The sequence below is a fragment of the Pseudomonas sp. JUb42 genome (genome assembly GCF_024807945.1).
Lineage (GTDB): Bacteria > Pseudomonadota > Gammaproteobacteria > Pseudomonadales > Pseudomonadaceae > Aquipseudomonas.
Window position 1 is genome coordinate 418458 of sequence record NZ_JANUFD010000002.1, and the last position, 16320, is coordinate 434777.

The 16320-nt window shown below is 61.4% G+C and carries 11 protein-coding genes; 6 read left to right on the forward strand and 5 right to left on the reverse strand.

Features of this window, described 5'->3' with window-relative positions:
* Window positions 1-33: 33 nt before the first annotated feature.
* Window positions 34-1428 carry a Si-specific NAD(P)(+) transhydrogenase gene (sthA, locus tag M2401_RS05775; RefSeq protein WP_259100621.1) on the reverse strand — a complete coding sequence of 465 codons (1395 nt, stop codon included), beginning with the start codon at window positions 1426-1428 and terminating at the stop codon, window positions 34-36.
* Window positions 1429-1955: 527 nt separating this feature from the next.
* Between sthA and M2401_RS05780 the strand changes: the two genes are divergently transcribed.
* Window positions 1956-3257 carry an MFS transporter gene (locus tag M2401_RS05780; protein ID WP_259100622.1) on the forward strand — a complete coding sequence of 434 codons (1302 nt, stop codon included), beginning with the start codon at window positions 1956-1958 and terminating at the stop codon, window positions 3255-3257.
* Between the two features lie 261 nt (window positions 3258-3518).
* On the opposite strand, the gene M2401_RS05785 is transcribed toward M2401_RS05780, so the two are convergent.
* The gene (locus tag M2401_RS05785; protein ID WP_259100623.1) at window positions 3519-4982 is read right to left on the reverse strand and encodes a glyceraldehyde-3-phosphate dehydrogenase; all 1464 of its coding nucleotides are present in this window, start codon (window positions 4980-4982) and stop codon (window positions 3519-3521) included.
* Window positions 4983-5228: 246 nt separating this feature from the next.
* Here M2401_RS05785 and mfd point away from each other — a divergent pair, with 246 nt between their 5' ends.
* The 3 genes from mfd to M2401_RS05800 all read left to right on the forward strand — a co-directional run bounded on the left by mfd (window position 5229) and on the right by M2401_RS05800 (window position 12032).
* Window positions 5229-8681 (forward strand): transcription-repair coupling factor, encoded by a 3453-nt coding sequence (gene mfd / locus M2401_RS05790; RefSeq protein ID WP_259100624.1) that lies wholly within the window; start codon window positions 5229-5231, stop codon window positions 8679-8681.
* Window positions 8682-8692: 11 nt separating this feature from the next.
* Window positions 8693-9217 (forward strand): peptidoglycan binding protein CsiV, encoded by a 525-nt coding sequence (locus M2401_RS05795; RefSeq protein ID WP_259100625.1) that lies wholly within the window; start codon window positions 8693-8695, stop codon window positions 9215-9217.
* Window positions 9218-9287: 70 nt separating this feature from the next.
* Window positions 9288-12032 carry a DEAD/DEAH box helicase gene (locus M2401_RS05800; RefSeq protein WP_259100626.1) on the forward strand — a complete coding sequence of 915 codons (2745 nt, stop codon included), beginning with the start codon at window positions 9288-9290 and terminating at the stop codon, window positions 12030-12032.
* A gap of 241 nt (window positions 12033-12273) precedes the next feature.
* Here the strand turns inward: M2401_RS05800 and M2401_RS05805 are convergent, their stop codons facing one another.
* From M2401_RS05805 to M2401_RS05815, 3 genes are all read right to left on the reverse strand, one after another.
* Window positions 12274-13041, reverse strand: coding sequence for an S-methyl-5'-thioinosine phosphorylase (locus M2401_RS05805; protein ID WP_259100628.1), 768 nt, complete (start codon window positions 13039-13041; stop codon window positions 12274-12276).
* Window positions 13042-13050: 9 nt separating this feature from the next.
* The gene (nagZ, locus tag M2401_RS05810; RefSeq protein WP_259100834.1) at window positions 13051-14049 is read right to left on the reverse strand and encodes a beta-N-acetylhexosaminidase; all 999 of its coding nucleotides are present in this window, start codon (window positions 14047-14049) and stop codon (window positions 13051-13053) included.
* A 76-nt stretch (window positions 14050-14125) separates the two neighbouring features.
* On the reverse strand, window positions 14126-14842 hold the full coding sequence (locus tag M2401_RS05815; protein ID WP_259100630.1) for a TetR/AcrR family transcriptional regulator: 717 nt from the start codon (window positions 14840-14842) through the stop codon (window positions 14126-14128).
* Window positions 14843-15092: 250 nt separating this feature from the next.
* On the opposite strand from M2401_RS05815, the gene lexA reads away from it, so the two are divergent.
* Together lexA and sulA are read left to right on the forward strand one after the other, a co-directional pair.
* Window positions 15093-15701: a transcriptional repressor LexA gene (gene lexA / locus M2401_RS05820; RefSeq protein ID WP_259100632.1), complete on the forward strand. Its 609-nt coding sequence runs from the start codon at window positions 15093-15095 to the stop codon at window positions 15699-15701.
* Window positions 15702-15711: 10 nt separating this feature from the next.
* On the forward strand, window positions 15712-16185 hold the full coding sequence (sulA, locus tag M2401_RS05825; RefSeq protein WP_259100634.1) for an SOS-induced cell division inhibitor SulA: 474 nt from the start codon (window positions 15712-15714) through the stop codon (window positions 16183-16185).
* The last annotated feature ends 135 nt before the right edge of the window (window positions 16186-16320 follow it).

Below are 16320 nucleotides of genomic sequence, written 5' to 3' on the forward strand. Positions count from 1 at the left end.
CCCCGGCCGGCTCAGGCCACCGGCCGGAGCCGCTTAAAAAAGCCGGTTGAGGCCGTCGTAAGCAGCTACCCGATAGGCTTCGGCCATGGTCGGGTAGTTGAACGTGGTGTTGACGAAGTACTTCAGCGAGTTGGCCTCGCCCGGCTGGTTCATGATGGCCTGGCCGATGTGAACAATCTCCGACGCCTGGTCACCGAAGCAATGAACGCCCAGCACTTGCAGGGTTTCGCGGTGGAACAGGATCTTCAGCATGCCGACCCGTTCCCCGGAAATCTGCGCCCGCGCCATGCCTTTGAAGAAGGCCTTGCCCACTTCGTAAGGCACCTTGGCCTGGGTCAGTTCGTGTTCATTCTGACCAATCGAGCTGATCTCGGGAATGGTGTAGATCCCGGTCGGCACGTCGTTCACGAAACGCCAGCTGCCGTTGTCGACCACGCTACCCGCCGCCGAACGACCCTGGTCGTAGGCAGCACTGGCCAGGCTCGGCCAGCCGATCACATCGCCTGCGCCATAAATACCCGGCACGCTGGTGCTGTAGGTTTCATCGACTTCCATCTGACCGCGACCATTGGCCTTGAGGCCGACGTTTTCCAGACCCAGTTTGTCGGTGTTGCCAGTTCGGCCGTTGCACCAGAGCAAGGCGTCCGCCTTGATCTTCTTGCCGGATTTGAGGTGCAGGATCACACCGTTTTCCAGGCCTTCGACACGCTCGTACTCTTCGTTATGGCGAACCATGACGTTGTTGTTACTGAAGTGATAACTCAGGGCCTGGGAAATTTCCGAGTCCAGGAAGCTCAACAGCTGCTCGCGGTTGTCCACCAGTTCAACCATCACCCCCAGGCCGCTGAAGATCGACGCATATTCGCAACCGATGACGCCCGCGCCGTAGATGATCAGTTTGCGCGGGGTGTGGTTGAGGCTGAGGATGGTGTCGCTGTCGTAGATTCGCTTGTGGGTAAAGTCGATATCGGCAGGGCGATACGGGCGCGAGCCGGTGGCGATGATGATCTGGTTCGCCACCAGTTTTTCCATCACACCGTTGCCGCAGACCACATTGATGGTGCGCTCGTCGCCGAAGCTGCCGACACCGAAGAACACATCGACCCGGTTGCGGGCGTAGTAGGCCGTGCGCGAAGTCACCTGCTTGGAGATGACTTCCTCGGCGCTTTTCAATACATCGGGGAACGAGAACCAGCGCGGCTCGCCAATGGCCCGGAACATCGGGTTGGTGTTGAACTGGATGATTTGCTTGACCGAATGACGCAATGCCTTGGAAGGAATGGTACCAAGGTGGGTGCAGTTGCCGCCGACCTGGCGACGGCTGTCGACCATGGCAACCTTGCGTCCCGCCTTCGCGGCGTTCATTGCCGCACCTTCACCGGCAGGGCCGGAACCCAATACCACTACGTCGTAGTTGTAGACAGCCATGCGTACTCCTTTAGAACAGGCCGAGGCGCCACTCTGGCAGCTCTGGCTAAATCATGTCGCGGCCAGCGACATGAAGGATCGAAATTTCGAGGCGCAGTCTAAACCTGCGCCAAAGCGCCGAACATTAACCCTTGGTCGTGTCACAAGCCACTGTTTACCACGCGGTCTGTGACGTGCCATCGGTCGAAAAGCCGGTTGCGGCGAATCATAGAACGCTTATCGGCACAAATCGCCAAAAATCCTGCAATTGACCACCCAGCCTTCAAGAAAGCGTATTTCAACCCCTGTAATAACCAAGCACGCCACTCAGGCAAGGGGCGACATAACGGCCAAATCCGACCAGTAATGGTTGTCTTTAGCCACTATTACACATATTGTTACATCTATGTCTTGTGCGCAGGCAGGGAGCCTTGGCCGAGCCAAATCAGGAACATAAATACAACGGATTCCACAGGGGCTGGCGCCGTTTCAGTGCGTGCTGAAACGATGACGGCACCTATCGATACAGCCTGAGTGAGTAAATAAAAATGGCCTCGAATACGGGCAAAGGCAAGGCGATATTTCGCGTTGTCAGCGGCAACTTCCTTGAAATGTTTGACTTCATGGTCTACGGCTTTTACGCCACGGCCATTGCCAAGACCTTCTTCCCTGCCGATAGCGAATTCGCATCCCTGATGCTGTCCCTGGCGACCTTCGGTGCCGGCTTCCTGATGCGCCCACTGGGTGCCATCTTCCTCGGCGCCTACATCGACCGCCACGGCCGCAAACAAGGTCTGGTCGTTACCCTGGCCATGATGGCCATGGGTACGGTGCTGATTGCCTGCGTCCCCGGCTATGCAACGCTCGGCGTTGCGGCACCGATCCTGGTCCTGGTCGGCCGCCTGCTGCAAGGCTTCTCCGCCGGTGTCGAACTGGGTGGTGTTTCGGTCTACCTGGCAGAAATCTCCACACCGGGCCGCAAAGGCTTTTTCGTCAGCTGGCAATCGGCTAGCCAACAGGCTGCCGTGGTCTTCGCAGGTCTGCTCGGTGTTGGCCTGAACCACTGGCTCAGCCCGGCGGAAATGGGTGATTGGGGCTGGCGCGTGCCGTTCCTGATCGGTTGCATGATCGTTCCGGCGATCTTCGTTATCCGTCGCTCCCTGGAAGAAACCCCCGAGTTCGAAGCCCGCGCCGCCAAGCATCGCCCAACCATGGGCGAAGTGATGAAGTCCATCGGTCAGAACTTCGGCCTGGTCATCGCCGGCATGGCGCTGGTGGTCATGACCACTGTGTCCTTCTACCTGATCACTGCCTACACCCCGACCTTCGGCAAGAACGAACTGCACCTGTCTGACCTGGACAGCCTGCTGGTAACCGTATGCGTCGGTATTTCCAACTTCATCTGGCTGCCGGTAATGGGCGCCGTGTCCGACAAGATCGGCCGCAAGCCGCTGCTGCTGGCCGCGACCATCCTTGCCATCATCACCGCCTACCCGGCGCTGTCCTGGCTGACGTCCAACCCAAGCTTCGCCAACCTGCTGATCGTCGAGCTGTGGCTGTCGTTCCTGTACGGTTCGTACAACGGTGCGATGGTGGTTTCCCTGACCGAAATCATGCCGATTGAAGTCCGCACCACCGGCTTCTCCCTGGCCTACAGCCTGGCGACCGCAACCTTCGGCGGCTTCACTCCGGCGGCCTGTACCTATCTGATCCACGTCCTGGACAACAAGGCAGCACCGGGCATCTGGCTCAGTGGCGCCGCCATCCTCGGCCTGATCGCCACCCTGGTCCTGTTCCGCAAGGGCGGCCAGGCACACAAGGCGGCACAAAACGCTGTCGCTGCTGGCTGATTCAGCTCCAGCCACACAAAAATGCCCCGACTGGTGACAGTCGGGGCATTTTTATGAGCGGTTCATTTTGCCTGTGGGAGCGAGGCTTGCCCGCGAAGGCGGTATTTCAGGGCCGGATTATGTGTTGGATGTACCGGCCTCTTCGCGGGCAAGCCTCGCTCCCACAAGGCTACTTCGCAGCAAAAAAAACGCCCCGACTGGCAACAGTCGGGGCGTTTTCATTTCATCTTGCAGCCCGCAGCTCGAAGCCAGCCGCTGCTTTTACCGTGGAAAGGCTGGTGGATTAACGCCCGCCATATCTTCCATCACGCGGACCACCTGGCAGCTGTAACCGAATTCGTTGTCGTACCAGACGTACAGGACAACACGGTTATCGTTGGCGATGGTGGCTTCGGCATCGACCACACCGGCGTGACGCGAGCCGACGAAGTCAGTGGATACCACTTCCTGAGAGCTGACGAAGTCGATCTGCTTGTGCAGGTCGGAGTACAGCGCAGTGTGACGCAGGTACTCGTTCACGTCCTCGCGGGTCGTGTTCTTTTCCAGGTACAGGTTGAGGATGGCCATGGACACGTTGGGCGTCGGCACGCGGATTGCGTTGCCGGTCAGCTTGCCGGCCAGCTCAGGCAGGGCCTTGGCGGCGGCAGTGGCAGCACCGGTCTCGGTGATAACCATGTTCAGCGCAGCGCTGCGGCCACGGCGATCGCCCTTGTGGAAGTTGTCGATCAGGTTCTGGTCGTTGGTGTACGAGTGAACCGTTTCAACGTGACCGTTGACGATGCCGTACTTGTCGTTGATTGCCTTGAGCACCGGCACGATGGCGTTGGTGGTGCAGGACGCTGCCGAGATGATCTTGTCATCGGCAGTGATTTCGCCATGGTTGATACCGTGGACGATGTTCTTCAGCTTGCCCTTGCCCGGCGCGGTCAGGACTACGCGGTCGACGCCTGGGCAGGCCAGGTGCTGGCCGAGGCCGTCGGCATCACGCCAGACACCGGTGTTGTCCACCAGCAGAGCATTGCTGATGCCGTACTGGGTGTAATCCACCTCGGTCGGGTTCTTCGCGTAGATCACCTGGATCAGGTTGCCGTTGGCGGTGATGGTGTTGTTGGCTTCGTCGATGGTGATGGTGCCATCGAACGGACCGTGCACCGAATCACGACGCAGCAGGCTGGCACGCTTGACCAGATCGTTCTCGGCGCCCTTGCGCACGACGATGGCACGCAGTCGCAGGCCGTCGCCGCCACCGGTCTTCTCGATCAGGATACGCGCCAGCAGGCGACCGATACGGCCGAAACCGTAAAGCACAACGTCAGTGCCTTTACGGGCATTGGCGTTCTGCTGGCCAACTACATCGGCCAGTTCGTCACGGACGAACTGCTCGGCGCTGCGGCCATTGCCTTCGGACTTGAACTTCACGGCCAGCTTGCCCAGGTCCACCGAAGCGGCACCCAGCTTGAGCTCGCTCATCGCTTTGATGAGCGGGAAAGTCTCGTGGACGGACAACTCACTCGCATCGGACTGGCGATGACGGGCAAAGCGGTGGGCTTTGAGAATCGCGATCACTGAACGGTTGATCAGGCTACGGCCGTAGATCGAACTCACCACATTGTTATTGCGGTAGAGCTGTCCAATAAGAGGAATCATCGCTTCGGCGAGCGCTTCACGATCAATCCACTCACCAAGACACTGGTCGGGCTTCTGAGTCACGGGAACCTTCCACATGTAGGGGCTGAAAAAAGGGGCTACATTATGACCGCGCCTTTGTTTATGAGCAATGCACGGCTATCAGATCTGACGGCACTACATAATTTTCACCCCCTTGTGACAGCGCTGTCCTTCATAAGATCCGCTGCTTTTCGCCCACACAAACATTCTGAAAACAGCGTAAAGTTTCAGGCTGACTGACAGCCCTGACCTTCCACCGGTACAATCGCGGCCCCTGTCGCAACGCCTGGAGCTTTATCTTCCGTGCCCGTTCTGCGTCTACCGCTTCTTCCTGCCGCCGCAGGCAAACAACACTGGGGCAACCTGCCCGGTGCCGCCCTCAGCCTGGCCATTGCCGAGGCTGCCAGCGCCGCCAAGCGTTTTACCCTGCTCCTGACAGCCGACAGCCAGAGCGCCGAGCGCCTGGAACAGGAGCTGAGGTTCTTCGCCCCGACATTGCCGGTCCTGCATTTTCCGGACTGGGAAACCCTGCCCTACGACTTGTTCTCGCCGCACCAGGACATCATTTCCCAACGCATCGCCAGCCTGTACCGGCTGCCGGAGCTGGAACATGGCGTATTGGTAGTGCCGATCACCACGGCCCTGCATCGCCTGGCCCCGACCAAGTTCCTGCTGGGCACCAGCCTGGTCCTGGATGTGGGCCAGAAGCTGGATGTCGAGGCCATGCGTACGCGCCTGGAAGCCAGTGGCTACCGCTACGTCGACACGGTCTACGAGCACGGCGAGTTCACCGTCCGCGGTGCGCTGATCGATCTGTTTCCCATGGGCAGCAAGCTGCCCTACCGCATCGACCTGTTCGATGACGAAATCGAAACCCTGCGCACCTTCGACCCGGAAAACCAGCGCTCCGTGGACAAGGTCGACTCCGTGCGCCTGCTCCCGGCCCGGGAGTTCCCGCTGCAGAAGGAAGAAGTCACGCGCTTCAAGGCGCGTTTCCGCGAGCGCTTCGACGTGGACTTCCGCCGCAGCCCGATCTTCCAGGACCTGAGCAGCGGCATCACCCCGGCCGGTATCGAGTACTACCTGCCGTTGTTCTTCGAAGACACCGCGACCCTGTTCGACTACCTGCCCCAGGACACCCAGGTGTTCTCCCTGCCGGGCATCGAGCAGGCTGCCGAGAACTTCTGGAACGACGTGCGCAACCGCTACGAAGAGCGCCGCTACGACCCGGAACGCCCGCTGCTGCCGCCCAATGAGCTGTTCCTGCCGGTGGAAGACTGCTTCGCCCGACTGAAAAACTGGCCGCGCGTCGTCGCCAGCCAGCAGGACGTCGAAGCGGGCGGCGGCCGCGAGCGCTTCCCGGCGCAGCCATTGCCGGAATTGGCCATCGAGGCCAAGGCCACGCAACCGTTGGCGGCGTTGTCGAACTTTCTCGACCAGTTCCCCGGCCGCATCCTGTTCACGGCCGAATCCGCCGGTCGCCGGGAAGTACTGCTGGAACTGCTTGAACGCCTGAAATTGCGACCCAAGACCGTCGACGGCTGGCAGGATTTCGTCAGCAGCAAGGAACGCCTGTCGATCACCATCGCACCGCTGGACGAAGGCCTGGTGCTGGAAGACCCGGCCCTGGCGTTGATTGCCGAGAGCCCGCTGTTCGGCCAGCGCGTCATGCAGCGTCGCCGCCGGGAGAAACGCAGCGACGGCGGCAACAACGACGCGGTGATCAAAAACCTTACCGAGCTGCGCGAAGGCGCGCCGGTGGTGCATATCGACCACGGTGTCGGCCGTTACCTGGGCCTGATCACCCTGGAAGTGGACAACCAGGTCGCCGAGTTCCTCGCTCTGGCCTACGCCGACGAAGCCAAGCTCTACGTGCCGGTGTCCAGCCTGCACCTGATCGCCCGCTACACCGGCAGCGACGACGAACTGGCGCCGCTGCATCGCCTGGGCTCCGAGACCTGGCAGAAGGCCAAGCGCAAGGCCGCCGAACAGGTCCGCGACGTCGCCGCCGAGCTGTTGGATATCTATGCCCGTCGTGCCGCCCGGGAAGGCTATGCCTTTGCCGACCCGACCCTGGACTACGCCACGTTCAGCGCCGGTTTCGCCTTTGAAGAGACCCCGGACCAGCAGACCGCCATCGATGCCGTGCGCGCCGACATGCTCGCACCCAAGCCCATGGATCGCCTGGTCTGCGGCGACGTTGGCTTCGGCAAGACCGAAGTGGCCATGCGCGCCGCATTCATTGCCGTGCACGGTGGCCGTCAGGTGGCGATCCTGGTGCCCACCACCCTGCTCGCCCAGCAGCATTACAACAGCTTCCGCGACCGCTTCGCCGACTGGCCGGTGACCGTGGAAGTGATGAGCCGCTTCAAGTCGACCAAAGAGGTCAACGCGGCCGTGGCCGACCTGGCCGAAGGCAAGATCGATATCGTCATCGGTACCCACAAGCTGTTGCAGGACGATGTCAAGATCAAGAACCTGGGCCTGGTGATCATCGACGAAGAACACCGCTTCGGTGTGCGCCAGAAAGAACAGCTCAAGGCCCTGCGCAGCGAAGTCGACATTCTCACCCTGACCGCCACGCCAATTCCGCGCACGCTGAACATGGCAGTGTCGGGCATGCGCGACCTGTCAATCATCGCCACGCCGCCAGCCCGGCGCCTGTCGGTGCGCACCTTCGTCATGGAGCAGAACAAGAGCACGGTCAAGGAAGCCCTGCTGCGCGAGCTGTTGCGCGGCGGCCAGGTCTACTACCTGCACAACGACGTCAAGACCATCGAGAAATGCGCCGCCGACCTCGCCGAACTGGTGCCCGAGGCCCGGATCGGCATCGGGCACGGGCAGATGCGCGAGCGTGACCTCGAACAGGTGATGAGCGACTTCTATCACAAGCGCTTCAACGTGCTGATCGCCTCGACCATCATCGAGACCGGCATCGACGTGCCGAGCGCCAACACCATCATCATCGAGCGTGCCGACAAGTTCGGTCTGGCCCAGTTGCACCAGTTGCGCGGCCGGGTCGGGCGCAGTCACCACCAGGCCTACGCTTACCTGCTGACGCCACCACGCAAGCAGATCACCACCGATGCTGAAAAGCGTCTGGAAGCGATTGCCAATACCCAGGACCTCGGCGCCGGCTTCGTGCTGGCCACCAACGACCTGGAAATCCGTGGCGCCGGTGAACTGCTGGGCGACGGTCAGAGCGGGCAGATCCAGGCGGTGGGTTTCACCCTGTATATGGAAATGCTCGAGCGCGCGGTCAAGGCCATCCGCAAGGGTGAACAGCCGAACCTCGACAAGCCGCTGGGCGGCGGTCCGGAAATCAACCTGCGCCTGCCGGCGCTGATTCCCGAAGCCTACCTGCCGGATGTGCATACGCGGCTGATTCTTTACAAGCGCATCGCCAACGCGGCGGATGAAGAGGGTCTCAAGGATCTGCAGGTGGAGATGATCGACCGCTTCGGCCTGTTACCGGAACCGACCAAGAACCTGGTGCGCCTGACCCTGCTCAAATTGCAGGCCGAGCAACTGGGCATCAAGAAAATCGACGCCGGGCCGCAGGGTGGACGAATCGAATTCGCCGCCGATACTCCAGTAGATCCGCTGACCCTGATCAAGCTGATCCAGGGCCAGCCCAATCGCTATAAATTCGAAGGAGCCACGCAGTTCAAGTTCATGGTGCCCATGGAACGCCCGGAAGAGCGTTTCAACAACCTTGAAGCACTGCTGGAACGTCTGACCCCGAAAACTGCTTGAAGGATTCACCCATGCGTTTGCTCCGCCCGTTGTTCCTGCTGCTGGTGCTGATTGCGCCTGCGGCTTTCGCCGATGGCAACTATCAGGTCGAGATGATCCTGTTCCGCCAGCTCGACGAACCTGCGGCCCCCTTGCAGTACGCGCCGGAGAACTGGTCGGCCAACGCCAGTCACTTGAGCGCCGAGAACGAACGCAGCCCGGCGCTGGGCGAAATGGCCAACAAGCTCACCGCCAGTGGCAAGTACCAGGTGCTGCTGCATCGTGCCTGGCAACAGGAGCTGAAGGCCGATCCGGTTAAAATGGCCATCAGCAGCGGCCAGGAGCAATTCGGCCACTTTCCCATCGAGGGCACCCTGAGCCTGGGCCTGTCGCGCTTTACCGACATCGCCGCCGAGTTCTGGGTCAACCGCCTCGATGCCCACGGCGTGCTGCTCAGCAGCGAACGCATGAGCCAGAGCGCACGGGTCAAGAACGGCGAGTTGACCTTTATGGACAACGGCAGCCTGGCCATGCTGGTGAAAGTCTCGCCCCTGTAATTCATCAGGGAGCGCACTGGGCGCTCCTTGCCCTTTTGTGTATCGCTTCGGCGTAGGGCTGTTCTGAACGGTGTCGTCCATCCTTGAAAAAGTCCTGGCCTCGGCCTGGACGCAATTCTTTACCGCTCAAACCCTTGAGCGCGGGCAGAGCTATGCCCGACAACAACGCATCAGGCTCAAGGAGATCGATGCCGGGACCGTCAGCACAGTGTGCGAAGGCTCAGGTAGCAACAGCTATCGACAGACCCTGAAATTCCGCGACCCGGACAAATTCACCTCCTTCCTCAATTGCCGCTGCACCTGCCCGGTGGGCAGCAATTGCAAGCACGCCGCCGCCGCCCTGTACTTCCTGCAACAGCCGCAGAATCAGGCGCAAGTCATGGCCGCCATCGACCATGCCCTGAGCGCAGCGATAGCCCGACGTATCGAGCCGGCCCCGGTGCTGCCGGAACGTTTGGTCGACACCCTGATCCCGCGCCCGCGGCTGATCCTGGCCAGCATCGAGTTCAGTGCCTACGAACCGCGTAACGGCCGCATGCAGCGACATATGCAGCATCGTGCCGCGCTGGCGTTCAACTATGCCGGGCACTACGCCATCGGCACGGCCAATGTCAGCGTGCTGGTCAGTTCCCTGGGCAGTGATCTGGTCAACCAGAAGAGCGATATTCTCGAACACCGGGAAACCGAAACCCTGCGCATCCGTCGCCAGGGCGAGATCGAGCGCCAGTACCGGCAGATGCTGCATGACCTGGGTTTCAAGGTCGCCACACGGCAGAGCAAGGCCCTGCCCGACAGCGCCGGGGACATGTTCGAGCTGCCCAACGACAAGGCCTGGCTGCACTTCGTGCTCAACGACCTGCCGCGCCTGCAGGAGCAGAACTGGGAAATCGAGATCGATGAGCACTTCGCCTTCGATGTCACCCCGGTCGAAGAATGGTATGCGGTGGTCGACGAAGAACCGCAGCGCGACTGGTTCGACCTGGAGCTGGGCATCATCGTCAACGGCGAACGCCTGAGCCTGCTGCCGATCCTGATCAACCTGTTGCGCAGCCATCCGGAATTGATGAGCGCCGCCGGTATCGCCAAGCGCCGTGACGACGAACAGTTGTTGGTCCAGCTCAACCATTTCACCCAACGCGGCGGCGGTCCGGTACAGGTCGCCCTGCCCTACGGCCGACTCAAACCGGTACTGGCCACCCTCGGCGATTTCTACTGGCGCGAAGACGGCAATACCTCGGTACGCCTGAACAACGCCGACGCCACGCGCTTGACCGAGCTGGATGAGATCCCGCTGACCTGGCAAGGCGGTGACCGGGTAAGGCAGTTCGCCGACCGCCTGGCTTCAATCAAGGACGCCGCAGTCAGCGTCCCTGCCGACCTCAACGCTACGCTGCGGCCCTATCAACTGGAAGGCTTGAGCTGGATGCAGGCCCTGCGCGAGCTGGAGGTGGGCGGTGTGCTGGCCGATGACATGGGCCTGGGCAAGACCCTGCAGACCCTGGCCCACCTCCTGATCGAGAAGCAGGCCGGACGCCTGGATCGCCCGGCCCTGGCGGTGATGCCCACCAGCCTGATCCCCAACTGGATGGACGAAGCCGAACACTTCACGCCGCAGTTGCGCGTGCTCGCCCTGCACGGCGCCAATCGCCATCAGGACCTGGCCAACCTGACCGACTACGACCTGATTCTGACCACCTATGCCCTGCTGCCCCGGGACGTCGAAATCCTCGCCAGGCAGCCGCTGCATGTGTTGATTCTCGACGAAGCCCAGTACATCAAGAACCCCAACAGCAAGGCCGCCCAGGCCGCCCGTGAGCTCAATGCGCGGCAACGCCTGTGCCTGAGCGGCACACCACTGGAAAACCACCTGGGCGAGCTGTGGTCGCTGTTCCACTTCCTGATGCCGGGCTGGCTGGGCAGCAGCAAGGAATTCAACAGCAACTACCGCAGTGCCATCGAGAAGCACGGCAACGTCGAGCGCCTGCATCACCTGAACGCCCGTATCAAGCCGTTCCTGCTGCGCCGAACCAAGGAACAGGTAGCGACCGAGCTGCCACCCAAGACCGAGATCATCCACTGGGTCGATCTCAACGACGCACAGCGCGATGTCTACGAGACCGTGTGCCTGGCCATGGACAAGAAGGTTCGCGACGAAATCAGCCGCAAGGGCGTGGCCCGCAGCCAGATCATCATCCTCGAAGCCCTGCTCAAGCTGCGCCAGGTCTGCTGCGACCTGCGCCTGGTCAACGACACGCCGATCAACCCGCGCCACGGCAGCTCGGCCAAGCTGGCGAGCCTGATGGAGATGATCGAGGAACTGATCGCCGAAGGTCGCAAGATCCTGCTGTTCTCCCAGTTCACCTCGATGCTGACCCTGATAGAGGCCGAGCTGAAACAGCGCAATATCGGCTACGCCCTGCTCACCGGCGCCACCCGCGATCGCCGCACCCCGGTGCATGACTTCCAGGCAGGCAAGCTGCCGATCTTCCTGATCAGCCTCAAGGCTGGCGGCACGGGCCTGAACCTGACCACCGCCGACACCGTGATCCATTACGACCCGTGGTGGAACCCGGCCGCAGAAAACCAGGCCACCGACCGCGCCTATCGCATCGGTCAGGAAAAGCCGGTGTTCGTCTACAAGATGATTGCCAGGGGCACGGTGGAAGAGAAAATTCAGCGCCTGCAGCAGGAAAAGTCAGCACTGGCCGCAGGCGTACTCGATGGCCGCAGCACCGGCGACTGGAAGCTGCAAAGCGAAGATATCGCGGCGCTGTTTGCGCCACTGCCGTTGCCACCAAAGAAAGCCAAGCGCTAATTCCTATAGGAGCGAGGCTTGCTGCACGATTGCGCCGCATCGCTGACTCCTGTGGGAGCGTGGCTTGCCCGCGAAGAAAACGACGCGGTGCCTCTGACAGACCGCAGCGTTCAGTTCGCGGGCAAGCCTCGCTCCAACGGGTTCAGTGCTTGCTGCACGATTGCCCGGTATCGCTGACTCCTGTGGGAGCGCGGCTTGCCCGCGAAGGAAACGACGCCGGGTATCTGAAAGACCGCAGCGTTCAGTTCGCGGGCAAGCCTCGCTCCAACGGGTAGGCGGAGAGCACCCGCGCCAGCGTCGCCTTGACCTTGCCCATACCGTCATGCAGCGCCTGTTCGATCTCGGCCATGGTAATCACCGCCGCCGATTTGCCCGCCGCCGGGTTCACCACCAGGGCCAGACAGGCGTATTCCAGTTCCAGCTCGCGAGCCAATGCCGCCTCGGGCATACCGGTCATGCCGACGATATCGCAGCCATCACGCTCCAGGCGCAGGATCTCGGCCACGGTTTCCAGGCGCGGGCCCTGGGTGCAGGCGTACACGCCGCGATCACTGAACTGGCAACTTTCCGCCGCCAGCGCCGCGATCAGACGCGCCCGCAGCGCTTCGCTGTAGGGGTAGCTGAAATCGATATGGGTGACCTGTTCCAGATCGTCAGCGAAGAAGGTGTGCTGGCGCCCGCTGGTGTAGTCGATCAGGTCATGGGGCACGCAGAAATGCCCGGTGCCCATGGCCGGATGAATCCCGCCCACGGCGTTCACTGCCAGAATGGCTTCGGCACCCGCCTGCTTCAAGGCCCAGATATTGGCCCGGTAGTTCACCTGATGCGGCGGAAAACGGTGCGGATGGCCGTGGCGAGCGAGAAACATCACCTCGCGCCCAGCGTACTCACCGAGCTGAATATCCCCCGACGGCGCGCCATAGGGCGTATTCATCGGCAGGGACTGGCGGATATGCAGGCCATCGAGCTGGGTCAGGCCAGTGCCGCCGATAATCGCGTAAACAGTCATGGGTAATCCTTAATCAATCAGTTGGGCATCGCGCAGTGCAGACAGCGCGGCCAGCCAGCGTGGGTGCTGGCGATATTCGGTGGTGGCATAGGCCTGGCCGCGCATGCGCGCAATGCGCGGCGAAGGAGTGATTTTCAGGCGCTGGGCCGCACTCAGGGCCAGTTCGGCAGAGGCGCGGTCATTGCAGACCAGACCCATGTCGCAACCGGCGCTGAAAGCCGCTTCGATACGGTTGGCGGAATCACCGACCACATGGGCACCGGCCATGGACAGGTCATCACTGAAGATCACCCCGTCAAAGCCCAGCTCGCCGCGCAGGATGTCCTGCAACCAGCGACGGGAGAAACCGGCGGGGCTGGCATCGACCTGCGGGTAGATCACATGGGCAGGCATGACCGCCGCCAGCTGGTTGCTCAAGCGGGCGAACGGCACCAGGTCATTGGCGCGAATGTCCGCCAGACTGCGTTCGTCGACCGGAATCGCCACATGGGAATCGGCTTCGGCCCAGCCGTGCCCAGGGAAATGCTTGCCGGTCGCGGCCATGCCAGCAGCGTTCATGCCACGGATAAAGGCACCGGCCAACAGCGCAGCGCGCTCAGGGTTGCCTTCGAAGGCGCGGCTGCCGACGACGGCGCTGCGCTGATAGTCCAGGTCCAGCACCGGGGCGAAACTCAGGTCCAGGCCCACGGCCAGTACCTCAGTCGCCATCAGCCAGCCGCAATGCTCGGCCAGCTGCTCGGCATCGGGGTTATCGGCGATCGCCCGCATCGCTGGCAGACGCAAGAAGCCCTGGCGCAGGCGCTGGACGCGTCCGCCCTCTTGGTCCACCGCCAGCAACAGATCCGGGCGAACGGCACGAATGGCCGCGCTCAGCTCACGAACCTGACGCGGATGCTCGATATTGCGGGCAAAAATGATCAGGCCACCCACTTCGGGGTGGCGCAGGAATTGACGGTCTTCAGCAGTCAGCCAGGTACCGGCGACATCCACCATCAGCGAGCCTTGCAGGCCAGAACTCATATCTGTAACTCACCCTACCAAAACAATCCGGGCATGGTGCTTGATCATTGAGTCAGGTGCAATCTCAGGCCTTGGCGACGCTCGGCGCACTGGAGGTGCTTTTGCTGCGCGGGCGTAGTTGCGCGGAGATCATCGCGGCATCGGTCACGCCGGTTTCGGCACGCATGCCAGCGGCGAGGAACGGCACCATCAGGCGCATGACCTGTTCGATGGAAGTATTGACGCCGAAATCGGTCTCGGCAATGGCGCGCAGCGCCTTGATCCCGGACATGCTGAACGCCGCAGCACCGAGCATGAAGTGCACACGCCAGAACAATTCGATGGGCGGGATACGCGGTGCAGCTTCGTTGACCAGGGTCATGTAGCGGCGGAACACCTTGCCGTACATGTCTTCCAGATAACGCCGCAGGTGACCCTGACTCTGACTGAAGGCCAGGCCCAGCAGGCGCATGAAGATCGACAGGTCGTTATTGCTGCGCGGTTGCACGGCCAGAGCCTGCTCCACGAGCATTTCCAGCAGTTCTTCCAGGGTCGGCTTGTGTTCAGGCTTAGCCTGATGGCGCTCGAGTTCGCGATCGAGGCTGATGCAAAACGGCCCGAGGAAGCGTGAGAACACTGCCTGAATCAGCGCCTTCTTGGAACCAAAGTGATAGTTCACCGCCGCCAGATTGACCGAGGCCTTGCTGGTAATCAGGCGCAATGAAGTTTCGGCAAAGCCTTTTTCTGCGAACAGCTGCTCAGCTGCATCGAGGATGCGTTCAACGGTTTCCGACTGGGCCATGGGTCTCTGCCTGACAAACACTTGTTTGAAACATACGTATCATACAGGTGGATTGTCAAGCCCGGCTGTTCATTATCTGGCCGCGCAGTCACGTATTCAACCATACAAGACGGGCACTGCAGACTGCCGCATGCCCCCTTGAACGAGGCGTCATAACGTTGCGCCGACCAACGGATCGAAAACGACGATTGCCAAGGCGCGTTCACTGTATATAATCCCAGTCACTGTATAAAAAGACAGAGCGCCCGACATGATCAAACTGACGCCACGCCAAGCCGAGATTCTGGGCTTCATCAAACGCTGCCTCGAAGACAACGGCTACCCGCCTACTCGCGCGGAGATCGCTCAGGAGCTGGGCTTCAAGTCCCCCAACGCGGCGGAAGAACACCTCAAGGCCCTGGCCCGTAAAGGCGCCATCGAAATGACCCCGGGTGCTTCCCGTGGCATTCGCATCCCCGGCTTCGAAGCCAAGGCCGAGGAAGCCGGCCTGCCGATCATCGGCCGTGTCGCCGCCGGTGCGCCGATCCTCGCTCAACAGCACATAGAAGAATCCTGCAACATCAACCCTGCGTTTTTCCATCCCAGTGCCGATTACCTGTTACGGGTGCACGGCATGAGCATGAAGGACGTCGGTATCTTTGACGGCGACCTGATCGCCGTACACACCACCCGTGAGGCCCGCAACGGCCAGATCGTCGTCGCCCGCATCGGTGACGAGGTGACGGTCAAGCGCTTCAAGCGCGAAGGCAGCAAGGTCTGGTTGATTGCCGAGAACCCCGACTTCGCGCCGATTGAGGTCAACCTCAAGGAGCAGGAACTGGTGATCGAAGGTTTGAGTGTCGGCGTCATTCGCCGTTAAGGAGACGTTTATGCAGTTCCTCCAAGCACCGCATGCCCAACTGCCACTGTTCGAGGTATTCATGGCCCAGCCCATTATCGCCCCGGACCTGCAAGACGTGGTCGAGACAAACTGGCCCAACGAGCCGGAAGTGTTCAGTGAGCTGTCATTGCGCGGCGCGGCGGGGAGCTGCCTGAGCCTGATGGCTCCGGTCCTGCGCGAACTGAGCCAGGACCAGGGTTCGCGCTGGCTGACGCTGATTGCGCCGCCATCGAGCCTGACCCAGGCCTGGCTGCGGGACGCCGGCCTCAATCGCGAGCGAATCCTGCTGCTGCAACCCCGTGGCACTCAAAGCGCTTTGGAACTGACCCGTGAAGTCCTGCGCCTGGGCCGCAGCCACACCGTGGTCAGTTGGATCAACCCGCTCAACTCAACCTCGCGCCAGCAACTGATCACCGCCGCGCGAATCGGCGATGCGCAGAGTCTGAATATTCGATTGGGCTAATAGCTGGCGAGCGCCGGGGCAAATTGTGGGAGCGAATTGTGGGAGCGAATTCATTCGCGAATAGGCCAGTACACTCAACGCATCTCCAGCGCCCGAGCCGCCGCTTTCGCGAATGAATTCGCTCCCACGAGTTTT